Source organism: Nostoc sp. UHCC 0870, assembly GCF_022063185.1.
In the GTDB taxonomy this organism is placed as follows: Bacteria; Cyanobacteriota; Cyanobacteriia; order Cyanobacteriales; family Nostocaceae; genus Trichormus.
Genome location: NZ_CP091913.1, coordinates 5,248,270 through 5,269,670 on the forward strand (window position 1 = coordinate 5,248,270; position 21,401 = coordinate 5,269,670).

At 41.9% G+C, this 21,401-nt stretch carries 15 protein-coding genes and 1 tRNA gene; 9 read left to right on the forward strand and 7 right to left on the reverse strand.

Features of this window, described 5'->3' with window-relative positions:
- Positions 1-181: 181 nt before the first annotated feature.
- A tRNA-Ala gene (locus L6494_RS22205) sits at positions 182-254 on the reverse strand.
- A 72-nt stretch (positions 255-326) separates the two neighbouring features.
- Here L6494_RS22205 and trhO point away from each other — a divergent pair.
- Complete coding sequence (gene trhO, locus L6494_RS22210) at positions 327-1,229, forward strand: oxygen-dependent tRNA uridine(34) hydroxylase TrhO (protein WP_237989914.1); 903 nt, start codon at positions 327-329, stop codon at positions 1,227-1,229.
- Positions 1,230-1,267: 38 nt separating this feature from the next.
- Positions 1,268-2,248 carry an alpha/beta fold hydrolase gene (locus L6494_RS22215; protein WP_237996221.1) on the forward strand — a complete coding sequence of 327 codons (981 nt, stop codon included), beginning with the start codon at positions 1,268-1,270 and terminating at the stop codon, positions 2,246-2,248.
- A gap of 60 nt (positions 2,249-2,308) precedes the next feature.
- Here the strand turns inward: L6494_RS22215 and L6494_RS22220 are convergent, their stop codons facing one another.
- Complete coding sequence (locus L6494_RS22220; RefSeq protein WP_237989915.1) at positions 2,309-3,187, reverse strand: shikimate dehydrogenase; 879 nt, start codon at positions 3,185-3,187, stop codon at positions 2,309-2,311.
- Positions 3,188-3,290: 103 nt separating this feature from the next.
- Here L6494_RS22220 and L6494_RS22225 point away from each other — a divergent pair, with 103 nt between their 5' ends.
- Positions 3,291-4,226: an alpha/beta fold hydrolase gene (locus L6494_RS22225; RefSeq protein WP_237989916.1), complete on the forward strand. Its 936-nt coding sequence runs from the start codon at positions 3,291-3,293 to the stop codon at positions 4,224-4,226.
- A gap of 52 nt (positions 4,227-4,278) precedes the next feature.
- Here L6494_RS22225 and L6494_RS22230 read toward each other — a convergent pair whose 3' ends face one another.
- From L6494_RS22230 to thrC, 3 genes are all read right to left on the reverse strand, one after another.
- Complete coding sequence (locus L6494_RS22230; protein ID WP_237989917.1) at positions 4,279-4,629, reverse strand: hypothetical protein; 351 nt, start codon at positions 4,627-4,629, stop codon at positions 4,279-4,281.
- A gap of 336 nt (positions 4,630-4,965) precedes the next feature.
- Positions 4,966-5,241 carry a MoaD/ThiS family protein gene (locus L6494_RS22235; protein WP_237989918.1) on the reverse strand — a complete coding sequence of 92 codons (276 nt, stop codon included), beginning with the start codon at positions 5,239-5,241 and terminating at the stop codon, positions 4,966-4,968.
- Between the two features lie 219 nt (positions 5,242-5,460).
- Positions 5,461-6,765, reverse strand: coding sequence for a threonine synthase (thrC, locus tag L6494_RS22240; protein ID WP_237989919.1), 1,305 nt, complete (start codon positions 6,763-6,765; stop codon positions 5,461-5,463).
- 584 nt (positions 6,766-7,349) lie between these two features.
- Between thrC and L6494_RS22245 the strand changes: the two genes are divergently transcribed.
- From L6494_RS22245 to L6494_RS22265, 5 genes are all read left to right on the forward strand, one after another.
- Entirely contained in the window at positions 7,350-9,893 is a 2,544-nt protein-coding gene (locus tag L6494_RS22245) for a DUF7925 domain-containing protein (RefSeq protein ID WP_237989920.1), read from the forward strand.
- A 107-nt stretch (positions 9,894-10,000) separates the two neighbouring features.
- A complete protein-coding gene (locus L6494_RS22250; RefSeq protein WP_237989921.1) occupies positions 10,001-10,564 on the forward strand; it encodes a hypothetical protein in 564 nt (187 codons plus the stop codon).
- 190 nt (positions 10,565-10,754) lie between these two features.
- Positions 10,755-12,284: a hypothetical protein gene (locus L6494_RS22255; protein WP_237989922.1), complete on the forward strand. Its 1,530-nt coding sequence runs from the start codon at positions 10,755-10,757 to the stop codon at positions 12,282-12,284.
- A complete protein-coding gene (locus tag L6494_RS22260; RefSeq protein ID WP_237989923.1) occupies positions 12,281-16,039 on the forward strand; it encodes a TonB-dependent receptor in 3,759 nt (1,252 codons plus the stop codon). Before L6494_RS22255 ends, L6494_RS22260 begins: the two co-directional genes overlap by 4 nt.
- A gap of 73 nt (positions 16,040-16,112) precedes the next feature.
- Complete coding sequence (locus L6494_RS22265; protein ID WP_237989924.1) at positions 16,113-18,869, forward strand: DUF11 domain-containing protein; 2,757 nt, start codon at positions 16,113-16,115, stop codon at positions 18,867-18,869.
- 55 nt (positions 18,870-18,924) lie between these two features.
- Here the strand turns inward: L6494_RS22265 and L6494_RS22270 are convergent, their stop codons facing one another.
- Positions 18,925-19,185: a MoaD/ThiS family protein gene (locus L6494_RS22270; RefSeq protein WP_237989925.1), complete on the reverse strand. Its 261-nt coding sequence runs from the start codon at positions 19,183-19,185 to the stop codon at positions 18,925-18,927.
- 187 nt (positions 19,186-19,372) lie between these two features.
- Here L6494_RS22270 and L6494_RS22275 point away from each other — a divergent pair, with 187 nt between their 5' ends.
- On the forward strand, positions 19,373-20,704 hold the full coding sequence (locus L6494_RS22275) for an aromatic ring-hydroxylating dioxygenase subunit alpha (protein WP_237989926.1): 1,332 nt from the start codon (positions 19,373-19,375) through the stop codon (positions 20,702-20,704).
- A gap of 65 nt (positions 20,705-20,769) precedes the next feature.
- Here the strand turns inward: L6494_RS22275 and L6494_RS22280 are convergent, their stop codons facing one another.
- Complete coding sequence (locus L6494_RS22280; protein ID WP_237989927.1) at positions 20,770-21,399, reverse strand: J domain-containing protein; 630 nt, start codon at positions 21,397-21,399, stop codon at positions 20,770-20,772.
- Positions 21,400-21,401 lie beyond the last annotated feature (2 nt).

The following is a 21,401-nucleotide window of genomic DNA, read 5'->3' on the forward strand; positions in this document are numbered from 1 at the left end:
TGAACTGCGTACACAAGAAAACATGAAAAAGTCTTTCCCTTACACCCCTATACCCTTACACCCCTACACCCCTTTTTCAAGTCAGTACATTAATTTTAATAGGTTTGTAGTAAGCACTTTAGTGCTTTTCTATTTAAGGACTAAAGTCCTTACTACAAACAAACTTAACTCAATGAAAGTATGGAGGTTAGCGGACTCGAACCGCTGACATCCTGCTTGCAAAGCAGGCGCTCTACCAACTGAGCTAAACCCCCGTAAAATAAAAATGTGAGTAATTTTATTTCACTTAGATAAATATACCAGAAAGTTGTAATTTTACCAAAGGGATGAACCAAGAAAATACCCAAATTGTTGCCGCGTTTTATAAATTCGTGAGTTTACCGGATTTTACCGAGATGCAAGCACCCTTATTGTCTTATTGTTTAGCACAAGGCATTAAGGGAACGATTCTTTTAGCCAAAGAAGGAATCAACGGGACGATCGCAGGTTCGCGTCCAGCAATAGACTCAATTCTTAGCCATCTGCGTTCTTTTCCTCGCTTCACAGACTTAGAACACAAGGAATCTACGGCTGAAAACCCACCTTTTGAAAAGATGAAGGTGCGTTTAAAAAAAGAAATTGTGACTTTGGGTGTACCGGAAGTTGACCCAAATCAACAGGTAGGTATTTACGTCACCCCTCAGGAATGGAATGATTTAATTGCTGACCCAGATGTCACCGTGATTGATACTCGCAACGATTACGAGGTACATATCGGTACTTTTAAAAGGGCGCAAAATCCACAAACCGATTCCTTCCGCGAGTTTCCCGAATATGTCAGTCAAAACCTTGACCCCAATCAACACAAAAAAGTAGCCATGTTCTGCACTGGGGGAATTCGCTGCGAAAAAGCCTCTGCTTTCATGCTTTCCCAAGGCTTTACGGAAGTTTATCACCTCAAAGGCGGCATTCTCAAATATTTAGCAGAAATCCCCCCAGAACAAAGTCTATGGGAAGGGGAATGTTTTGTTTTTGATGAACGCATAGCCGTAGGTCATGGGTTAGAAACAGGGAATCATCAATTATGCTTCTGCTGTGGACATCCTCTATCTGAAAAAGATAAAGCCTCACCCAAATATGAGTTAGGTATGTCCTGTTCCTACTGTTTTGATCATCTCACCCCAGAGAAAAGAGTGTGTCAGCAAGAAAAATGGCGACAGTACCAACTACAAAAGCAACGGTTTGGCTAATTGACGGCTATTCTAGAATTTTACGCCAACCATCTAGAATGCCATCCCCTATCGAAATTATCGTACTATTAGCCACAACTTTTTATCAGGCGATCGCAAGTTTAATAGAAAATCGACAGCCGCCACCAGGACAACTGATTGATGTGGGTGGATATCGCTTACACTTTTACACGGCGGGAAAGTCTAGCCCCACTGTGGTCTTAGAACACAGTTTAGGCGGAATGGAAGGTTATTTACTTGTACAAGAAATAGCCAAGCTATCACGAGTTTGTATATATGATCGTGCTGGGTATGGTTGGAGTAATCATAGTCCTCATCCACGCACCAGTCAGCAAATTGTTACAGAATTAGATTCTCTCCTCACACAAGCAGGAATTGAGCCACCTTATATTCTTGTAGGTAATTCCTTTGGTAGTTATAACGTCCGGTTATATGCCCATTATTTTCCCGAAAAAGTAATCGGGATGGTACTTACTGATGGACTCCATGAAACAGGAATGCTGAAAATGTCCATCTATTTACAAGCTTTGAAACTATTTTTTGTTTCTGGTTTCTTCATGTCAATTTTAGGATCAATGCTTGGCATTATCAGATTACTCAAATTGATTGGTACTTTTGAAATTATTAAGCCAGATTTAATTAAATTTCCTCAAGCCGCACTCAACCCAATTAAGCGTTCTTTTTGCCGCCCTAAACACTGGATTACCATGAGTCGTGAACTCTTAAACCTGGATAAGAGCAGTCGCCAACTCCAATTAACTAATAATTTTGGGTCATTACCTATAGTTAGCATTAAAGCGCATACTTTTTTTCAGGCTTCTATTTGGACGATACTTTTACCGATAAAAGCAGCTAATCATTTACGAGATCAAATGCACAAGCAAATAATTAGTTTATCTACAGATTGTACACAAGTTAAAGCTCATAAAAGTAGCCATTTTGTTTGGATTGATCAACCTGATTTAATCGTAAATGCTATTAAGTTTATTTTAGAAAAGGTTGATTCTAGTAATCCGTAATTCGTAATCTGTAATTCGTAATTCGTAATTAAAGAACCACTACAAACAATTTTTTGTTCTTTAACACCTATTTTCTAAGCCTAAATGTTGTCTCAAAGCTTGGCGCATGACATCTACAGGTATATCGTCTTGCTGTAACCAGATTTTTAAGGCTGCAACACCTTGCTGGACTAGCATTTCTAAGCCGTCAATTGCGATTACCCCTTGTTGTTGTGCGTATTGGAGAAATTTGGTCGGTTGGGGGATATAGATCAAATCATAGGCGATCGCACCCAATTGTAGATTCGTCATTTCATCTACACTCACAGGCGAATCATCCACGTTGGGATACATACCGATAGGGGTTGTATTTACCAGTAGGTCGGCTTGGGGAATGAGTTGTGTTAATTTATCCCAAGTATGAACTTGTAAAGTGTCCGCAATGGGTGAATATTCCCAACTGTGCTGAAAATCTTTTAATTTCTCTAGATTTCGCCCCACCACGTGAATTTCTGCAAAACCTAGCTGGTGACAACCTGCAACAACCGCCCTAGCCGCGCCACCATTCCCTAAAATGACGGCTATTTTCTGACTCCAATCTTGTTTATAAGTAGTTTGCAAAGGGTGAATAAATCCTACTATATCCGTGTTTGTACCCACCCATTGATTATTTTTCCGGCTCACGGTATTAACTGCACCTATAGCTTGAGCCAGGGGTGTAATTTCTGAGAGTAGCGGGATAATTGCTTGTTTATGGGGAATTGTCACACTAAACCCGACAACACCCACAGCCGCCAAACCTGCGATCGCCACTTCTAAATTTTGTGGCTCAATAGGTAACGGAAGATACACATAATCTAACCCCAAATGAGCAATTGCTGCATTGTGCATCACTGGTGACAGTGAATGTCCCACCGGATACCCAATCACACCCAATAGTTTAGTTTTGCCTGTAATCATAATTATTAGTCTTTCTCCCTTGTCTCCCCTGTCCCCTGTCCCCTGTCCCCTTCCCCCACATCTGCTTTACAATCAATAAAAATACTTAACATTTATTAAAACTATGCAGGTAAAAACCGCCCCTTCTACAACCCCTATTCCTGGACAATATTGGCAGTGGCGAGGGCATCAAATTTATTATGTCCGTGCGGGAGAAAAACAACCTCACCGTCCGCCATTACTTTTAGTGCATGGTTTTGGTGCTTCCACAGACCACTGGCGTAAGAATATCACAGGTTTGTGTACTGAATTTGAAGTATTTGCGATCGACCTGTTAGGATTTGGACGTTCAGCCAAAGCAAAATTAGAGTATGGCGGCGACTTGTGGCGCGACCAACTCCATGATTTTATTAGTGAAGTGATTGGTCAAAAAGCAATACTAGCTGGTAACTCCCTTGGGGGTTATGCTTGTTTATGTGTAGCGGCTCAACGTCCTGACAGTGTAGCTGGTGTAGTTTTACTTAACAGTGCTGGCCCCTTTAGTGTCACTCCATCTACATCTGAACCAGAAGCTTTACAATCACAGATTCAACCACCTAAACAACCATCTCCCTTACAAAAACTTTTGGGTACTAGTGTTAAATGGATTTTTCAACAACCTCTAGCCCAGTTTTTATTATTTCAATACTTGCGACAAAATTGGGTAATTCGCCGAACCTTAGAAAAAGTTTATCTTGATAAAACAGCAATCACAGATCAATTAGTAGCAGAAATTGCCCGTCCTGCTTACGAACCTGGTGCTTTGGATGTGTTTGTCTCAGTGTTTAGCACTCCTCAAGGTGAAAAAGTTGATGTCTTATTAAAGCAATTAACTTGCCCTTTATTACTACTTTGGGGAGAAGCTGATCCTTGGATGAATGCTAGAGAACGTTCCCAAAAGTTTCGCCTATATTATCCTGAGTTAACAGAATATTTTCTCAACGCTGGTCATTGTCCCCATGATGAAGTACCAGATCAGGTAAACCCAATTTTCCGCGATTGGGTATTGTCAATTGTTTAAATGATGTCAAAATTGTAGGGTGCGTTCACAAAACGCACCATCTTGCTTTTATTTATCCAACTTGCTCTAAATACTGGTTAATATCTTCAATCACCCGCACCAATTCAGCTTCCGTAGTCAACCGAATATTGACATCCCGCACAGTGAGCAATACCTTAGCTGCAAAGGGGGTAGGCCAGATATTAGGATTACAGAAAATTTCTAAAAATACCTCACCCGTGTAACGATATTCCAAAGGTGGTTGAGGACTAACTTTAGTACCTGGGTTGGATTTGGCCGCCACCGCTTTCAGTCCTACCATCAATTGATCAATCGCCGCTTTTAATTCCCTCGCCGCTTCGGGGGAAAAACTGAAACCAATAGAACCTTCAACTAGATTTAATGTCAGAGGAGTGGAAGACATAAGTGAGTAAGGGGACAGGGGACAGGGGACAGGAGACAGTATAGAGCATCCCTGTACTAATGCAAAATCAAGGCGTTATTAAACCTGCTTCCGCAGGTTTTGTTTGTGTAGCCGCCACTTCTAGTCGCCCAAGCTGAAGTGAAACACAAAAAGCACGAGTAATAAAAACTACTCATGCTAATAACAGTTGACATCTACCGTCTCTCTAGAACTACAAAGCAAAATAAAAAACCGCTTTTTACCTCTTCTCAGATCATGGTTTTATTTCTGCCGTAACTTACTAGATATAGTATCCAGAGAGACTAAAACTATATTGTTGGACAAACTTTTACTATATCAGCCACCTGCGACAGCCGGGACAATACTAACTTCATCCCCATCTTTCAAAGGTGTAGCGATACCCTCCAAAAAACGGATATCTTCGCTGTTGACATACAAATTCAAAAAGCGTCTTAGCTGTCCCTTTTCATCGCACAACCGCGATTTAATCCCAGGGAAGCTTGTTTCTAAAGAGTCTAAAAGTTCAGCAATGGTGCTACCACTAGATTCTAGAGCAGCTTGATTGTTAGTGAAATTTTGTAGAGGAGTAGGGACTAAAACTTTTACAGCCATAGTGAGTTAATAGTGGTCAGTTGTTACAGAGAGATTGTCAATAGCCATTATGTAGTTTACTAATAACTAATGACTAATGACTAAGGGACTTCCAGATCAAAAAAATATCCAGACTGTAGGGTGCGTCAGTGCGATATAACCTAACTATACTCAGAAATTATTCATACTGACGCACCTTACCCAACCATCGATTGTGGATAATTTATTTTTTGGTGTTCCCTAAACAAGAACTTGTTGCCATTCCAAGCGGTCTAAAGTGCGCGATCGCTCTAATGCACGTTCAAAACTATCGAGTTTGGCATCAATTGTCAAAGGTTCGCCAATATAGCCTTGTATTGCTTCTTGGGTTTTTAAACCGTTGCCAGTGATGTAAACCACGGTAGTTTCATCTGGATCTATCTTGCCAGCTTCTACCAATTTTTTCAGTACAGCAATGGTAGTTCCGCCGGCTGTTTCTGTGAAGATACCTTCTGTCTCGGCTAACAGCTTCATACCTTCGATAATTTCTGCATCGTTGACTGATTCAATATTACCGCCAGTTTTCTTCGCAATCTCAACGGCGTAAACACCATCGGCTGGGTTGCCGATCGCAATTGATTTGGCAATTGTATTCGGTTTAACTGGTTTAATAAAGTCGCGGTTTTCTCTAAATGCTTCGGCGATTGGTGAACAACCTTCTGCTTGTGCGCCACTAAAGCGGACGTTTTTACCTTCCACCAAACCAACTTCTACAAATTCGTTGAAACCTTTATAAATTTTGGTGAACAGTGAACCCGAAGCCAAAGGTGCAACTATATGGTCTGGTAGTTCCCAACCCAATTGTTCTGCTACTTCAAAGCCTAGTGTTTTAGAACCTTCAGAATAATATGGGCGTAAATTAATGTTGACAAAACCCCAACCATGTGTATTAGCAACTTCCGAACACAGGCGATTTACTTGGTCGTAGTTACCTTTAACAGCCATTAAAGTAGGACTGTATACCAAGCTTCCTAAGACTTTACCAGCTTCTAAATCGGAGGGGATGAATACACAACAGTCTAAACCGGCATGAGCTGCGATCGCAGCTGTAGAGTTTGCCAAGTTACCGGTACTTGCACAAGAAACTGTAGTGAAACCCAACTCCCTAGCACGGGAAAGAGCGACGGACACCACCCGATCCTTAAAGCTCAGGGTGGGCATATTTACCGCATCATTCTTGATATATAGTTTGTTTAGACCCAGGCGGCGAGCCAGACGATGGGAACGCACCAGGGGAGTCATACCTGTTCCCACATCAATTACATTGTCAGTTGCGACGGGCAAAAAGGGACGATAACGCCAAATGGAGTTCGGGCCAGCTTGGATGGTTTCGCGGGTGACAGTCAGACGCAAAGCATTGTAGTCATATTTCACTTCCAAAGGCCCAAAGCATAACTCACATACATGAATGGCTTTGAGTTCATATTCCGCGCCACATTCTTTACATTTCAAAGCACTAAAGGTGGCGTTGCTTGTTTTGGTAGGAGTGGATACTGCCTGAGTCATAGTAACTATCTTTCCCTGTTTGTCCGTCAACTGTGGCTGAATAGTAACACGAGTAAAAATACCCGTCAAACATACCCGACTAAAACTATCGGGTATTCTACAGCAGAACAATATTTGGTTGAAGCGCAGTTATACGTAACTAAAACTACGGTATTACTGAATCAAAATAATAAATTTGTATAAAAAAATAGATAAGTTTTTACACTGACATGAGTGAAAAAAACTAAATATTTTTGATGTAAATCTTTGAATATTGGTAGTTTAACGGTTATGAAATCTGATGTTTTTGATTTAAGGTTGTGATTGTTCCGCGATCGCTCTGTGACAATTAATCGGTGAGACATCAGTAAATAAAGCTGATTCAAGCAAAAATCAGGTTACATCATAGTTCAGATATGAACTCAAACTAGTGTTCCGAAGTAATTGAGATTGCTTTGGAATCAGTTTCCTATGGAAAGAAATAACTGCAACTTACATCAAATTTTAGATTTGAATGGCTCAGGTGTATTTTGCATTAATTCTTATCGAAATTTATCAGGCAGCACTCTACCCAGCAACTACACCCAATGAAATCTCATCATAGAATGAATAATACCAGTAAGTCTAGACTTTACCGCGCCTTAATAGCAACAGCATTCCTAGCTAACGGTATTTTCCAATTTGTTACGCCTGTACTAGCCGAGGGAACGACAGCAGGTACAACCATCAGCAACGAAGCTACAGCCACCTACGAAGATCCCAATGACCCAGACAAACCACTGAATACTACTTCCAACACTGTTACTGTAACGGTTGCAGAAGTAGCAGGTATTACCGTCGAATATACAGGTTTAGTAGATAATAACGGCGGTAACGTTGAAGTAAACGATCAATTAATTTTCAACTACACTATCACCAACGTCGGTAACGACCCCACCGGCTTCCGCATACCCAACCTCGCCAGCACAACCGGGCCAGCAACAGTCTCAGGAACATTACCTAATGGTGGGACACCAAATAATCTGCAATATAGTATAGACAATGGTACAACCTGGACTAATATCACTGGCTCAGATGTAACCGTACCCAATATTCCTGTAGGGGGTCAGGTCTTAGTCAGAGTCCCAATTACTGTACAGTCAGGCGCGCAACCTGGTGACGTAATCACTGTTAAGTTGGGTAATACTCCCGCCAATGCTCAAAACGTCTTGCGAAGTCCTGACGGTGGTGACGTTTACACCGTAGATAATGCTGATGGTAGTCCTGGTGAAGTAGCTGGCGCACCTGTGAATGGTACTAGGGAAGCTAGCGATACATCTATAGATGTCCCAGTAGGTAGTGCAGTTAAGACTTACTCTTTAGCTACTATTCTCAAGACTCGTACTAATTACAATAACAACAATACCACTAACACAATTACAGATGACACCCTCACCTATGGGTTGAGTTTAAGAGTTGAAGGCAATGATACTACAGGACAGGGAATTACACCAACCGCTTTAGAGGGGACAAATATTCAACTTGATACAGGTTCAGGTGTAACTACTCAACAACGCATCTTAATTTCCGATGCAATTCCTATGGGTACAGATTTAGCAGCAGTACCAACTGCCCCGACTGGATGGATACCAGTTTATACTACCACTCCAGTAACAACAGATGCGAATGCTGCTACATGGACGACAACAGCACCCGGTACTCTAAGTACAGTTACCCGTGTTGGTTTTATCAACAACCCTGCTACGGTTACTTCTGTTGCACCAAATGTCACAGTTACGGGTTTTTCGATTCAATTAGCGGTTGAAGCTGGCGCAATCTCACCTCTGCAAGTTGCCAACATCGCCCAAGTATTTGGTCAAACTCCCGGTACTAACGCGCCTGTATACGATGAATCTGGTGATCAAAACCCCAGTAACTTTGATGGTCAACCCGGTAACATGACACCACCTCTAGGTACAGATACTAATGGCAATGGTGTTCCTGATACTCTTCCTGACACTAGTGTTGATGATGGTTTTATTGATACACCAGCTACGCCAGAAACAGGAGTTGACGGTAATAACGATAACACTGGGGTTGGACAAGGTGGTGAAGCCAACATCTTCACTATAGAAGTTCCTGTAACTTCAGCAGTTCTCAATGGCCCTGTCAATGCTCCTGATGCCATTGGCCCATCTGGTACAACCAATGATGACTTCACTAACAAATCTTCTTTAGTACCAGCAGGTACAACACCAGGTTCTACACTTAACCCGCAACCAGTAGCTTTCACTAACACAATCAGAAATAGTGGTACTGACCCCAGCAGCTATTCTCTAGTACCTACACCACCTGCAACTGCTAGCGATTTACCCACAGGTACATTAGTCACCATTACCTATGGTTCTGAATCTAGAGCCTATGTTTGGAATGGAACTAATTTCCTCTTTGATACTGATCGCAATCCTGCAACCACAGGTGATCAATCAGCTATTGATGCTACCACTGAATACATTACCATTCCTAATGTCCCGGCTGGCACTAATGTTAACTACGGTGTGGAAATTGATTTACCTGCTGGAACTCAATTATCTACAGATATTGACAGAGGTTTCCCAGTTCCAATTACAGCTTTTGTCGATGATGGTACTGGTGGTTTGGGTTCTGAGACTGTCCGTAATACAACTATCGACCGTGTATATACTGGTTACTTGAAACTGGAGAAACTCTCCAGAATCTTAGATGCAAATGGACAGCCAGTAGCAGGTGCTGATGGTCAACTTAGTGATACTGCCAAGAGTCCTGTACCGGGAAATATTATTGAATACGTGATTCAGTACAGTAATATTTCTGAGCCACAGTCTGGAAACAATAACATCATTTTGAACGCCAGCAATGTGGTGATTAATGAAAATGGTGTGACATCTCCTAATAACTGGGCATTAGATAACGATAGTAATGGTCAGATTGATACCAGTAATATTATTGGTTCAGCAACTGATCCTAATGGTAATATCCAGTTCTTTAACGGTAATCCAGCTACTACCTCTGGTAGTGACCAGACTGGGACAACCTTAACTACCGATGTGACTAGATATGTAAATAATGTGACTGGTCAGGTAGCACCGGGTCAGCTAAGAACATTTACCTTCCGTCGTAAGGTTAACTAAAGGTTTGCAAGGTTCGTAGTAAGTATTTTAGTGCTGAGGAATTAAGGACTAAAGTCCTTACTACAAACATGGGAATTATATATCTAAGAGTTTTTGAGGCGACTTGAATGAAGGGTGTTTTAATTGCAGGTATGGGAGCATTTGCTCTAATTGCTACTGTACCATTTATCGGGAATTTACCGGGGGTCACTTCTTGGTCATCTAGCAGTGTGGTGGCGCAAAATGTTCAAAAGCAACCACAATTGCAACTGCGTTTAGCAGCAGAAAAGCAAGTTGTGACTAAAGACCAACAAGGGAAGCAAAAGATTGCATGGAAAGCATTACAAGGTAAAGCTGTAGTGCAACCAGGGGATATATTACGTTATACCTTGAGTGGGGAAAATAAGAGCGATCGCCCCATTAAAAATCTTACTCTCAATCAACCCATTCCTAAAGGGATGTTGTATGTGTTGAAGTCTGCCAATATGACTAATAAAGATGCCAAAATTACCTACAGCATCGATGGCGGACGTAATTTTGTAGACAATCCCACAATTAAAGTTACCCTTCCTAGTGGCAAAGTCGAAACTAAACCAGCACCTGCAACTGCTTATACTCACATCCGCTTAAAACTTCCCTCTGTAGCAGCAAAAACTACAGTTCAGGCGACCTATCAAACTCAGGTACGCTAACTGACTACTTTTGTACTGTTTTTGGGCAACATTTACCTATTAGCAAGTTAGTAGTAAGGACTTTAGTCCTTAATTTTTCAGCACTAAAGTCCTTACTACAAGCCTTAATTCTTTGGTCTGACAATAATTGTCACTTTTAAATAAATGCCTTTATTCATAAATATCAGGATGCTTCTGAGGAGATAAGTCAGTGAATCTTCCTCATAACAGGAAAAAAAATAATTTTGGTAGTAACAGGTATCAACAGTTAACAGCAACAATTCTCCTTAGCAGTTTGTTGCAGACTAGCGTCTTTATACCAGCTACTGCACAAGATGCTCGTGTGGTCAATCTCACAAATCAAGCTACTTATACTTATCAAGATACTGCTAGCAATAATCGATATCAAGGACTTACTAGTCAGCTTAGTTTAAATCCTGAGCCTTTAGTTGACCCATTAGGACGAATTTTAGGTTGTGGAGGTCAGATTTTACCAGATTATACAGGTTTTTCGGTGAGTGTATATGAAACTAATCCTAATGATCCAACTGGGACAGAACTGGGGCAATTAGTTGATTTAACACGCACAGAATTACCTGATATTCCTAATAATAATATTCCTGGTGGTAAAGCACCAAATATAGAAAATAGTAACCCTTATTTCATTACCAATAATCCGGCTGGTGTTTATAATTTCTTATTTGACCCCAATAAAGGTCAAACTGATCCAGGAAGAACTTACATTCTTGTAGTTAATCCGCCAGCTAATTCTATTTATCAGCAACGACGGATCAAGATTGAAATTCTTAATAGTACAGGCGCAATTAATAACAGTATTGTACGTTATCTTGCCACTTCTTTAGATGGTCAACCAATTAGTCTTACAGGTGATACCAGAGTAGAAGACACAGTGGTTTTAGTGGCAAATGCGGAAGTGGAGGGACTGGATTTACTAGCTTTTAACTTCACTACGAATATGTGTCAAGCCAACCAGATGCAGATCATCAAAACAGGCGATCGCGCTGCGGCTGAACCAGGCGATACTGTAATCTATCGTCTATCAGTCCGTAACCTATCTGATGCGGCTTTAAGTAATGTAGTTGTCACCGATAACTTACCTTTAGGATTTAACTTTTTACCGAAAGCTGTCCGGGGAGAAATAGATGGTCAATCAGTCGCCATCACCTCTACACGTAACGGTAGTACAGTCACCTTCAGCACAGATGTGAATATCCCCGTCGGGAAAGTGCTAAATATTGCCTACGCAGCGCAATTAACAACCGATTCTCTGCGGGGGACTGGGAAGAATAGCGCGATCGCTAATGCTCTACGTGCTGATAATCAGTTTAGTATTAAAGATGGCCCAGCTACCCATCAATTAAGAATTCGTCCCGGTATAGTTTCTGACTGCGGCACAATTATCGGTCGGGTGTTTGTAGACAAAAATTTCGATGGGGAACAACAACCAGGAGAACCAGGCGTTCCCAACGCGGTGATTTTCTTACAAGACGGCAACCGCATTACTACTGACCCCAATGGTTTGTTTTCCGTAGCTAACGCCTTACCTGGAAGTCACGCCGGCGTATTAGACCTCACCAGTGTTCCCGGTTACAAACTCGCACCCAACAAAAAATTCCGTGAACGTAATAGCCAATCTCGCCTAGTGCGTTTAGAACCAGGTGGCTTGGTAAGAATGAATTTCGCCATCACTCCTATCTCAGAGGAGGTAGTTAAGCCATGAAACCTGTAACTAATTTCAATTTAAGGTTAATGGGAGTGATGGTAGGGGCTTTTAGCTGTGTTTTGTATCCGGCTATAGCTCATGGTGAAACTGCTGAGACGAATAATCACGCAGAATTTTTACCAGAATTAGAAAACCCCTCGCCCCCAACAGAACAAGAACCTTTAAATATTCCCCCTTCCCTAGTAGGGAAGGGGGTTAGGGGGTTAGGTCAAACAACCACTCAATTAAAAAAGCAAGTTTCCCCAGAAGCAGAAACGGAAAATTTTCAGATTTCTGAAAACGCCATCCCACCATTTCAACCCTCAGATGAAATTGAAGTACCATTAGCTTTAAGCAAACTCACCGCACCCATCCCAGAAAAACTTCAACAAATCCCCACATTCCAACCAGCTACCGAAACCCACTTACCAAGAGGCTTAAGTAAGTTAATAGCAGCAGAACCAATCCCCAATCCCCAATCCCCAGTCCCCAGTCCCCAATCCCCAATCCCCAGTCCCCAGTCCCTAATCACAATCCTCACCCCCATAACTGACAGCATTGTAGATGTTCCAGCAACTACAGTAACGGTACAGTTTCCTGTTGGTAGTCAGGTGGAACTGCGGGTAAATGGTGTATTAGTTGATGCTTCGTTAATAGGAAAAACAGCAACCGATGGGGATACTAACTTAGTAACGCAGACATGGTATGGAGTCTCTCTGAAAGACGGTGAAAATACTCTTTCTGCTCAAATCATCGGAAGTACAGAAACACCTGTTACAGCTAGAGTAGTAGTTAGGGGAACAGCCAGCAAATTAACCATAGAAACCATTGAGTCTCGTATCCCGGCTGATGGACGTTCAATAGCTACCATTAAAGGTCAACTCCTAGATATAAATGGTAATCGATCTAATCAAGATGCGATCGCTACTTTAATCCCCACGGCTGGCGAGTTAGTAGGAACAGACTTGAAACCAGAACAACCAGGGTTTCAGGTAGAGGTGAAGAAAGGAGAATTTACAGCTCAATTGCGTTCTGATCTCAAAGCCCAAACTGTGAGAATTAGAGCCGTAACTAATAATTTAGAAGCTTTTACCCAACTGCAATTTGAAACGGCGTTGCGTCCCAGTCTGGTAACTGGGGTGATAGATTTGCGTTTAGGTGCGAGGGGAACAAACTATTACGGTAGCTTCCGTGATTTTCTCCCTCCCGATAAAGATAACAGCACCCAATTAGATTTTCAGTCAGCTATCTTTGCTACGGGTACTTTTGGCGAATGGTTATTTACGGGTGCATACAACAGTTCTCGTAGTTTGAACGAAGATTGTAACTGTGATAATCGCCTGTTTAGGGGTTATCAATTTAGCGAACAAAACTATCCCGTTTACGGTGACAGTTCCACAGTTGATGCTGTGACACCTTCCATTGATAGCCTATATCTACGTTTTGAGCGTTCCTCTCGTATCCCTGGAGCTGCCCCTGATTATGCCATGTGGGGTGACTACAATACAGAAGAGTTTGCCCGTTCTTCGCAGCAGTTTACAGCAGTAACGCGACAACTCCACGGTTTCAAAGCCAACTACAATTTAGGGAATCTGCAAATTACAGGTTTCTATGGCAATAATTTAGAGGCTTTTCAACGGGATACAATTCCTCCTGATGGGACTAGCGGTTATTATTTCCTGTCCCGTCGGCTATTAGTTCCTGGGAGTGAAAATGTCTTCATTGAGTTAGAAGAATTAAATCGCCCCGGTACAGTATTGCAACGGGAACAACTAAACAGGGGAAGAGACTACGAAATAGATTACGATCGCGGTACTCTCATTTTCCGTGAACCAATTCTGCGGACAGATATTGACGAAACGGGACAAGTTCTCGTGCGGCGGATTGTTGTTAGCTATCAATATGACGGTGACAACTCTGACAGCAACATCTATGCAGCTCGTTTGCAATACAACTTTTCCCGCACCCTCAATCAAGAAAGTTGGCTAGGTGCTACCTACCTCAGAGAAAATCAAGGATTACGGGGTTTTGAACTCTATGGCGCAGATGCCATGATCTCTTTAGGTTCTCAAGGTAAGTTAACCGCAGAATATGCCCATTCCACCAATGATTCTGACATTATGGGACTGGTAAGCGGTGAAGCTTACCGTCTAGAAGCCCAGGGAGAGATTTTTAAAGGTTTACAAGGTCGCGCCTATTATCGCCACGCCGATACAGGTTTTGCGAATAACGCCACCATTAGCTTTGTTCCTGGTCAAACTCGCTATGGCGGACAGTTAACAGGGAGAGTTACTAAAACTACAAATATTCGGGTGCAGTACGACCATGAAGATAACTTTGGGATTGCACCCCAACCATTAGATACATTTGAAGAATTATTTTCACCACGTTCAGAAGCCATCCCCGGTAGTAAAGTTGATAATTCCCTCACAACAATTTCGGCGGGGATACAACAACGCCTAGGTAAAGCTAGTATAGACGTTGATTGGATTCACCGCGATCGCCAAGACCGGATTTCGACTAACGCCTTAAATGGCTCATCAGACCAATTGCGTAGTCGTTTCACCTATCCTCTAGCCAATAACCTGACTTTCCAAGCCCAAAATGAACTTACCTTATCTTCCCAAAAAGATACAGTCTACCCAGACCGCACTATTTTAGGGTTGAATTGGGCTGTTGTATCTGGTATCAATGTTAGTCTCGCCCAACAGTTTTACAGTGGTGGTCAGTTAGCAGGAAATTCCATCACCAGCTTAAGTGTCAACGGCGAACATAAACTTGGTACAGATACAACCTTAACTGGTCGTTACTCCATTATCGGTGGGGCTAATGAAATTACTACCCAAGGTGCTTTAGGGATTAAGAATCACTGGATGATTGCTTCTGGGTTGCGGTTGAATCTGGCTTACGAACACGTCTTTGGTAACTTCTTCAACCGCACCGCCGCAGGTCAACAATTTCCCCAACCATTTGCACCTGGACAAAGTGCTTCCGCTATTGGATTTAATGGCGGTGATAGTTACAGTGTTGGCTTGGAATATTCGGATAATCCTGAGTTTCAAGCCAGTGTGCGTTATGAACATCGCACTTCCTCCGGCGGTTCTAATACCGTGATTTCCGCCGCAGCTTTAGGTAAAATATCCCCTGCGCTGACAGGTTTAGTCCGCTATCAACAAGCTAACTCAGCCAATCAAAAACTTTCGGGACTGGGTGATACAGTGAATTTGAAATTGGGTTTAGCTTACCGCGACCCCGCCAACGATAAATTTAACGCCTTGTTGCGTTATGAATATCGCCAAAACCCTGCAACTATTCCCGACACCATCCTGTTAGGTAGTGGTACAGGTTCACAAGATCATACCTTTGCCGTAGAAGCAATTTATGCACCTAATTGGCAATGGGAATTTTATGGTAAGTATGCGTTGCGTAATAGCACTTCTTATTTAGCTAATGATTTAGCGGGTACGAGTACGGTAAATCTCGGACAATTACGGGCTACCTATCGCCTCGGCTATAGTTGGGATTTAGTCGGTGAGGCGCGTGTGATTGGTCAACCTAACTATACTGAGACGGGCTTTGTGGTGGAAGCCGGTTATTATTTGAGTCCTAACCTGCGTCTAGGTGCTGGTTATGCTTTTGGTAAAGTTGATGACCGGGATTTTTCAGGAACGCGATCGGCGGGGGGGCTGTATTTGGGTGTGACGCTCAAACTTAACGAATTATTTGATGGCTTTGGATTACAGAAACCTGTAGCAGCACCCCAAAAACAATAGAGGTATAAAAAGCACAAGAATCTCTACTCTGGGTTATAACCAATAGCAATTAACAATTAAAAACTATAAAATTATGAATCGTAGTCCAACTAATCAGAAAACACCCAAAAAAATCCCAAATATCAAATCTTTTACTACAGGTGCGGCTCTTTTTGTAGGTATCTTAGCTATTGGTATCGAACCCGTCCAAGCCGAAGGAAGCCGCAATTTATATCCAGCCTCTTCCCCTGGGACTGCATATCGAGCTAATTTAGAATGGCGAACAGAGACTACAGGTAACTTAATTAAAAGAAGAACATTATTAAAAGTTTATGCAAAGAAAGACGAATATATTCTTGTTGGTTCTACAGCTGTAGGGGTTGATAATGGTGATATTTATATCTATAATCCTGGCTTAGTAACTGGTTCAATAGGTAGCGAAACTGTCCCTAGTACACCTAGTTTTCTATGTACTAGTCAAACTGGTAGGGGAAAAATTACTAGTAGAACTCAGGAATTAGCGGGACCACAAGATATTAATGGTACAGGCAATCTGGGAGGATATACACCTTGTTACTATCAAGCACCCTCGGAAGGGATTTATGATGTAGTTATTCTTGGTCCACGGGGGTTTAATGGTAGCGGAGATGGTGGTGGAAACAGCTTACCTGCGGATATCGCATTGACTGATGCTAATAACTTTAACAGTAATCAGCGTACTAGTGTGGCAGCTTGGGATGTAACTGTTCGCAGTAGTACCAGTTCAACCACAGATTTAAACGGACGTTTATTTTCTTATTATTTAGCATTATTTACAGCAGATAATGGCAGACCAGTCTATTCAACTGTTTATCCTGTCACCACAGACGGTTATAGATATAGAACAGAAATTAGAGGTTTAGACCCCAATGGTTTTGTTCTTTATGGTAACGAAGCTGGTTTTTTTGATAGTGATGGTATCTCCACTCTATACCGTAACGTTGTTGGTACTAACGGTAACGTATCTAACATCCAAGGTGGTGCATCCTTAGCACGTCCGCAATTTCCCACATTTTTTAATCTGCTTGATCCTAATGCTTTAGCTTTTATTAATCGTTATGACCGCTTTGGGACTTTCCAGGGTGTGGGTATTAATTCTACCCCAGTTCCTCCCATTGTAGGTAGTGCTAGTTTTGTAGGTAATTTATCTGGTAACAACAGTAAAGTCGGTAATGGTGGTACTTTTAGCTTCAATAGCACTGTTACAGGGTCATACGAAATTGTCATCAAAGGTAGTGGTAGCGCAGATTTTGACCCGAAAAACCCCATAAACAGAGTTATTAGGGGTTATATGAACTCATCTGGTACACAAACTACCACTTGGGATGGTAGAGATAATGCTGGTAATTTCTTTCCTGTGGGGACAAATTATCAATTCGCTATCAGAATCAATGCTGGGGAATATCACTTTCCGGTATTAGATGCAGAAAATAATTTCTACGGTGGACCAACAGTCACTTTACTTAATCCTCCTGCTTCATACCCTGCTGACTTACCTGGTTTTGGTCTCACCACAGGTTTTTATGATGACCGTGTATATAGAACTAAAAATGGTACTATCGTCCATACAGGGGCAACACAAGCTGATATTGATAATAATAATCCTCTTTGCGGTGTGGGCGCACCCACTATTACATTCAGTAATCAAATTACAGGATTTGACACTAGCACCAATCAGCGCGCCTTTGGGCAAAGTGGTAACTTAGGTAACGCCAATACTGTATGTAATGGCTCGTTTGGGGACACCAAAGGTTTAGATCAATGGACATTCTTTCCCAGTGTTGCGGCTAATAATTTTCTCAATATTGTTAGTCCTGATTTAACAATTAGTAAAACCCATACACCAACTGATTTTGTTAAGGGTGGTACAGGTACTTATGTAATCACAGTTCCTAACTCTGGGGGTGACGCTACTAATGGTACTCAAGTGACAGTAACAGATACTCTACCCACTGGCATTATTCCCACAGCCGCTTCAGGTACAGGATGGAATTGTATAATTTCAGGACAAACCGTAACTTGCACTCGCAGCGATGTTTTAGCCGCAGGTAGTAGTTATCCTAATATCAGCATTAATGTGTCTATTGATGCCGATATTACGGCTACTACTGTGACAAATACTGCAACTGTATCTGGTGGTGGTGATGGCGATAATACTAATAATACTAGCCCCCCTGATGTTGCTAATATTATTTCTTCAAGTTCAACCTCTAATCTCATTCTAGTCAAACGTATTACTCGGATTAACAACCAAGATTACGATAATACTATCAATGGACGTAGTGATGTCAGTCCCGATGATGATCAATATGTAGCTACGCCACGGGATATTGATGATGATGATGCCAAATGGCCGAATGGTTATTTACAGGGTTTAATTCATACTGATATTGTCAAGCCAGGAGATGAATTAGAGTACACTATCTATTTCTTGTCTAATGGTGAAAATAATGCGGTAAATGTGAAATTGTGTGATTTAGTGCCTAGTAATGTCACCTTTCTCCCTGCTGCTTTTAATAATCAAACGCCCAATGATAGTGGTTTAGCTGGGGCTGATCAAGGGATTGCAATGGCAGTGGGTTCTACTGAACCTACAGTATATTTTAGTAATGTAGCAGATAGCGATCGCGGCACTTTTTACCCAGCCAATGACCCCAATACACCCAACTTCTGCTCTAGTAGCAACACCAATGGGGCTATAGTTGTAGAAATCACCCGCACTCTGATTTTACCCGTGCTACCCTTTGCAACTGGTAGCGGTACACCTCCAGAATCTTACGGCTTTGTACGCTTTAGAGCTAAAGTAAAGTAAAAGTTGGGCATTAGTTTTCCCTGTCACCTGTCACCTGTTACCTGTCACCTCTAGCCTAACCACCGCTAACGGGTGGAATTAACACCACTTCATCACCATTTTTTAAGACTGTATCGGGTTCGACAAAAATCAAATTAATCCCAAAGCGGGTAACATCGCGCCATTGGCTGAGTTTTGGGTGTTCGGTAATCAGGCGATCGCACACTGCGCTAACAGGTGTACCATAAGGAAAATCTAACACTAGCTCTGGTACTCCATAGGTTTCTTGATAGACAGCAAATAATTTGACGGTGATGGTGATGGCAGAATTGCACATATAATTTTATCGTCCGGGGTTTTACGGTACGAGCCTTGTTAAGGACGTAGACTAGATTGACAAGGTTTCTAACGTTTGGGCGATTATTTGAGGTTTACTGTTGACTATCACTAACAAAAACCCTAACTTTTTGTTTTAACGGTCGTTATATACACTTTATTTAAAATTTATTTAATTTTTGAGCAAAATGCAACCCGAATTCAACTTTTTTCAGCATTGGTATCCAGTATCACCCATTGAAGATATCGATCCTCAACGACCAACTCCTATAACACTGTTAGGGTTGCGTCTAGTCATCTGGAAGCCTCAATCTTCGGAAACTTACCGAGTATTTTTAGATCAATGTCCCCACCGTCTTGCACCTTTAAGTGAAGGACGAGTTGACGACAAGACAGGGAATTTGATGTGTAGTTATCACGGTTGGCAATTTGATACTCAAGGGGTTTGTACTCACATTCCCCAAGCTGAGAATCCAGAAATTGTGACTAAGAATCAAGATAATTTTTGTGTTACGACTTTACCAGTTCGGCAAGCGAATGATTTACTCTGGGTCTGGCCGGATGCTAAATCAACAGAATTAGCTGATCAAACACCTTTACCTTTGTCACCTCAGATAGATGCTAGTAAAGGTTTTGTTTGGAGTTCTTTTGTCCGTGATTTGGCATATGATTGGCAAACTTTAGTAGAAAATGTCGCCGATCCTAGTCATGTGCCTTTTTCTCATCATGGCGTGCAGGGTAGGCGAGAACAAGCAAAACCAATTCCTATCGACATTGTGCAATCTACACCAGATTTGATTGAAGTCAATGTGAGTAGAAACTTGAAAAGCACAATTATTTTCGAGCCACCTTGTCGTTTAGAGTATGCTATCAGTTTCGGTGATGCTGGAAAACAAGTAGGATTGATTACTTACTGTATTCCTGTATCTCCCGGTAAATCTCGAATCGTGGCACAATTTAGCCGTAATTTTGCCAAAAAACTCCATCGTTTTACACCCCGTTGGTGGGATCACATCAACAACCGTAATCCTGTTTTAGATGGAGATATGGTTCTATTACTTCAACAAGAACAGATTCTCCAACAAAAACAATTAACGGAAAGCTGGAAAACAGCCTACCAAATGCCTACTAGTGCAGACCGTTTAGTAATTGAGTTTCGTAGATGGTTTGATAAGTATTGTCAGGGAAAATTACCTTGGGCAGAAGTTGGTATCAATGTTGCAGAAAGCTCAACCATCAATGCCGATCGCGCTGTGGTATTAGATCGTTACAAACAACATACCCAGCATTGTAGTAGTTGCCGTAATGCTTTGAAGAATATTGAGCGATCGCAAATCATCCTCCTGGCATATTTTGCCATTACTGTGGCTGCGGCTGCCATCCTTCCAGACAGCCTCAGACTGAAGTTAGGTTTACCTCTAGTAATTAGCGGAGTTTTAGGTCTTGTTGCTTATGCTTGGCTAAAATTCTGGCTAACTCCAAAATTTTACTTTGTAGACTACATTCACGCGGAAAGGTGATAGGTGATAGGTGACAGGTGATAGGTGATAGGTGACAGCTAATGCCCAATGCCTATTGACTTTTTCTAAAAAATCTGATCTAACTTTTGGAAGTCGCGCTGTATTTCTTCCCATAAGGTTTTATTATGGGGGTCGGTTTTTAAGGCTTTTTTGAGATAAACTCTGGCTTTTAGTAGTTGGTTTTCATTAATCAGGGCGCGTCCCCAAATTTGATAGGCGATCGCCTGCCATTGTCTCACTTCTGCGTCTTTGGGTAAACGTGCGGCTAAGGCTTCTGCTAAGGCGATCGCTTGGGGAAATCTCCTCTCTCTCAAGAATCTTTGCAGTTGTTCGTATGTCTTCCACTTTAGCCGTTGTTCGATTTCTACAATGTTCGGCGGTTGGGTGGTCGGTGGTTTCTCAGTTGTTGCGGTGGCTGTAGTTGTTTTTTGTGGCTGGGTGGTTTTCGTCTCTTCGCGTTTAGATGTAGAAGTAGGCGACTGCTTTGTCTGTGGGTTTGTCTCCTCTGGTGGGACGACAGTCAATAAAAATCTGTATGCCTCAGTCAAGGCAATAAATTTATCCTGAGCTTTTTTATCACCGGGGTTGATATCCGGGTGATATTGATGCGCCAGTCGTCGGTAAGAGGCTTTAATATCGGTAAAAGAAGCTCCCGACCTTAAACCCAATAAACGGTAGCAATCTCCAAGATCCATTT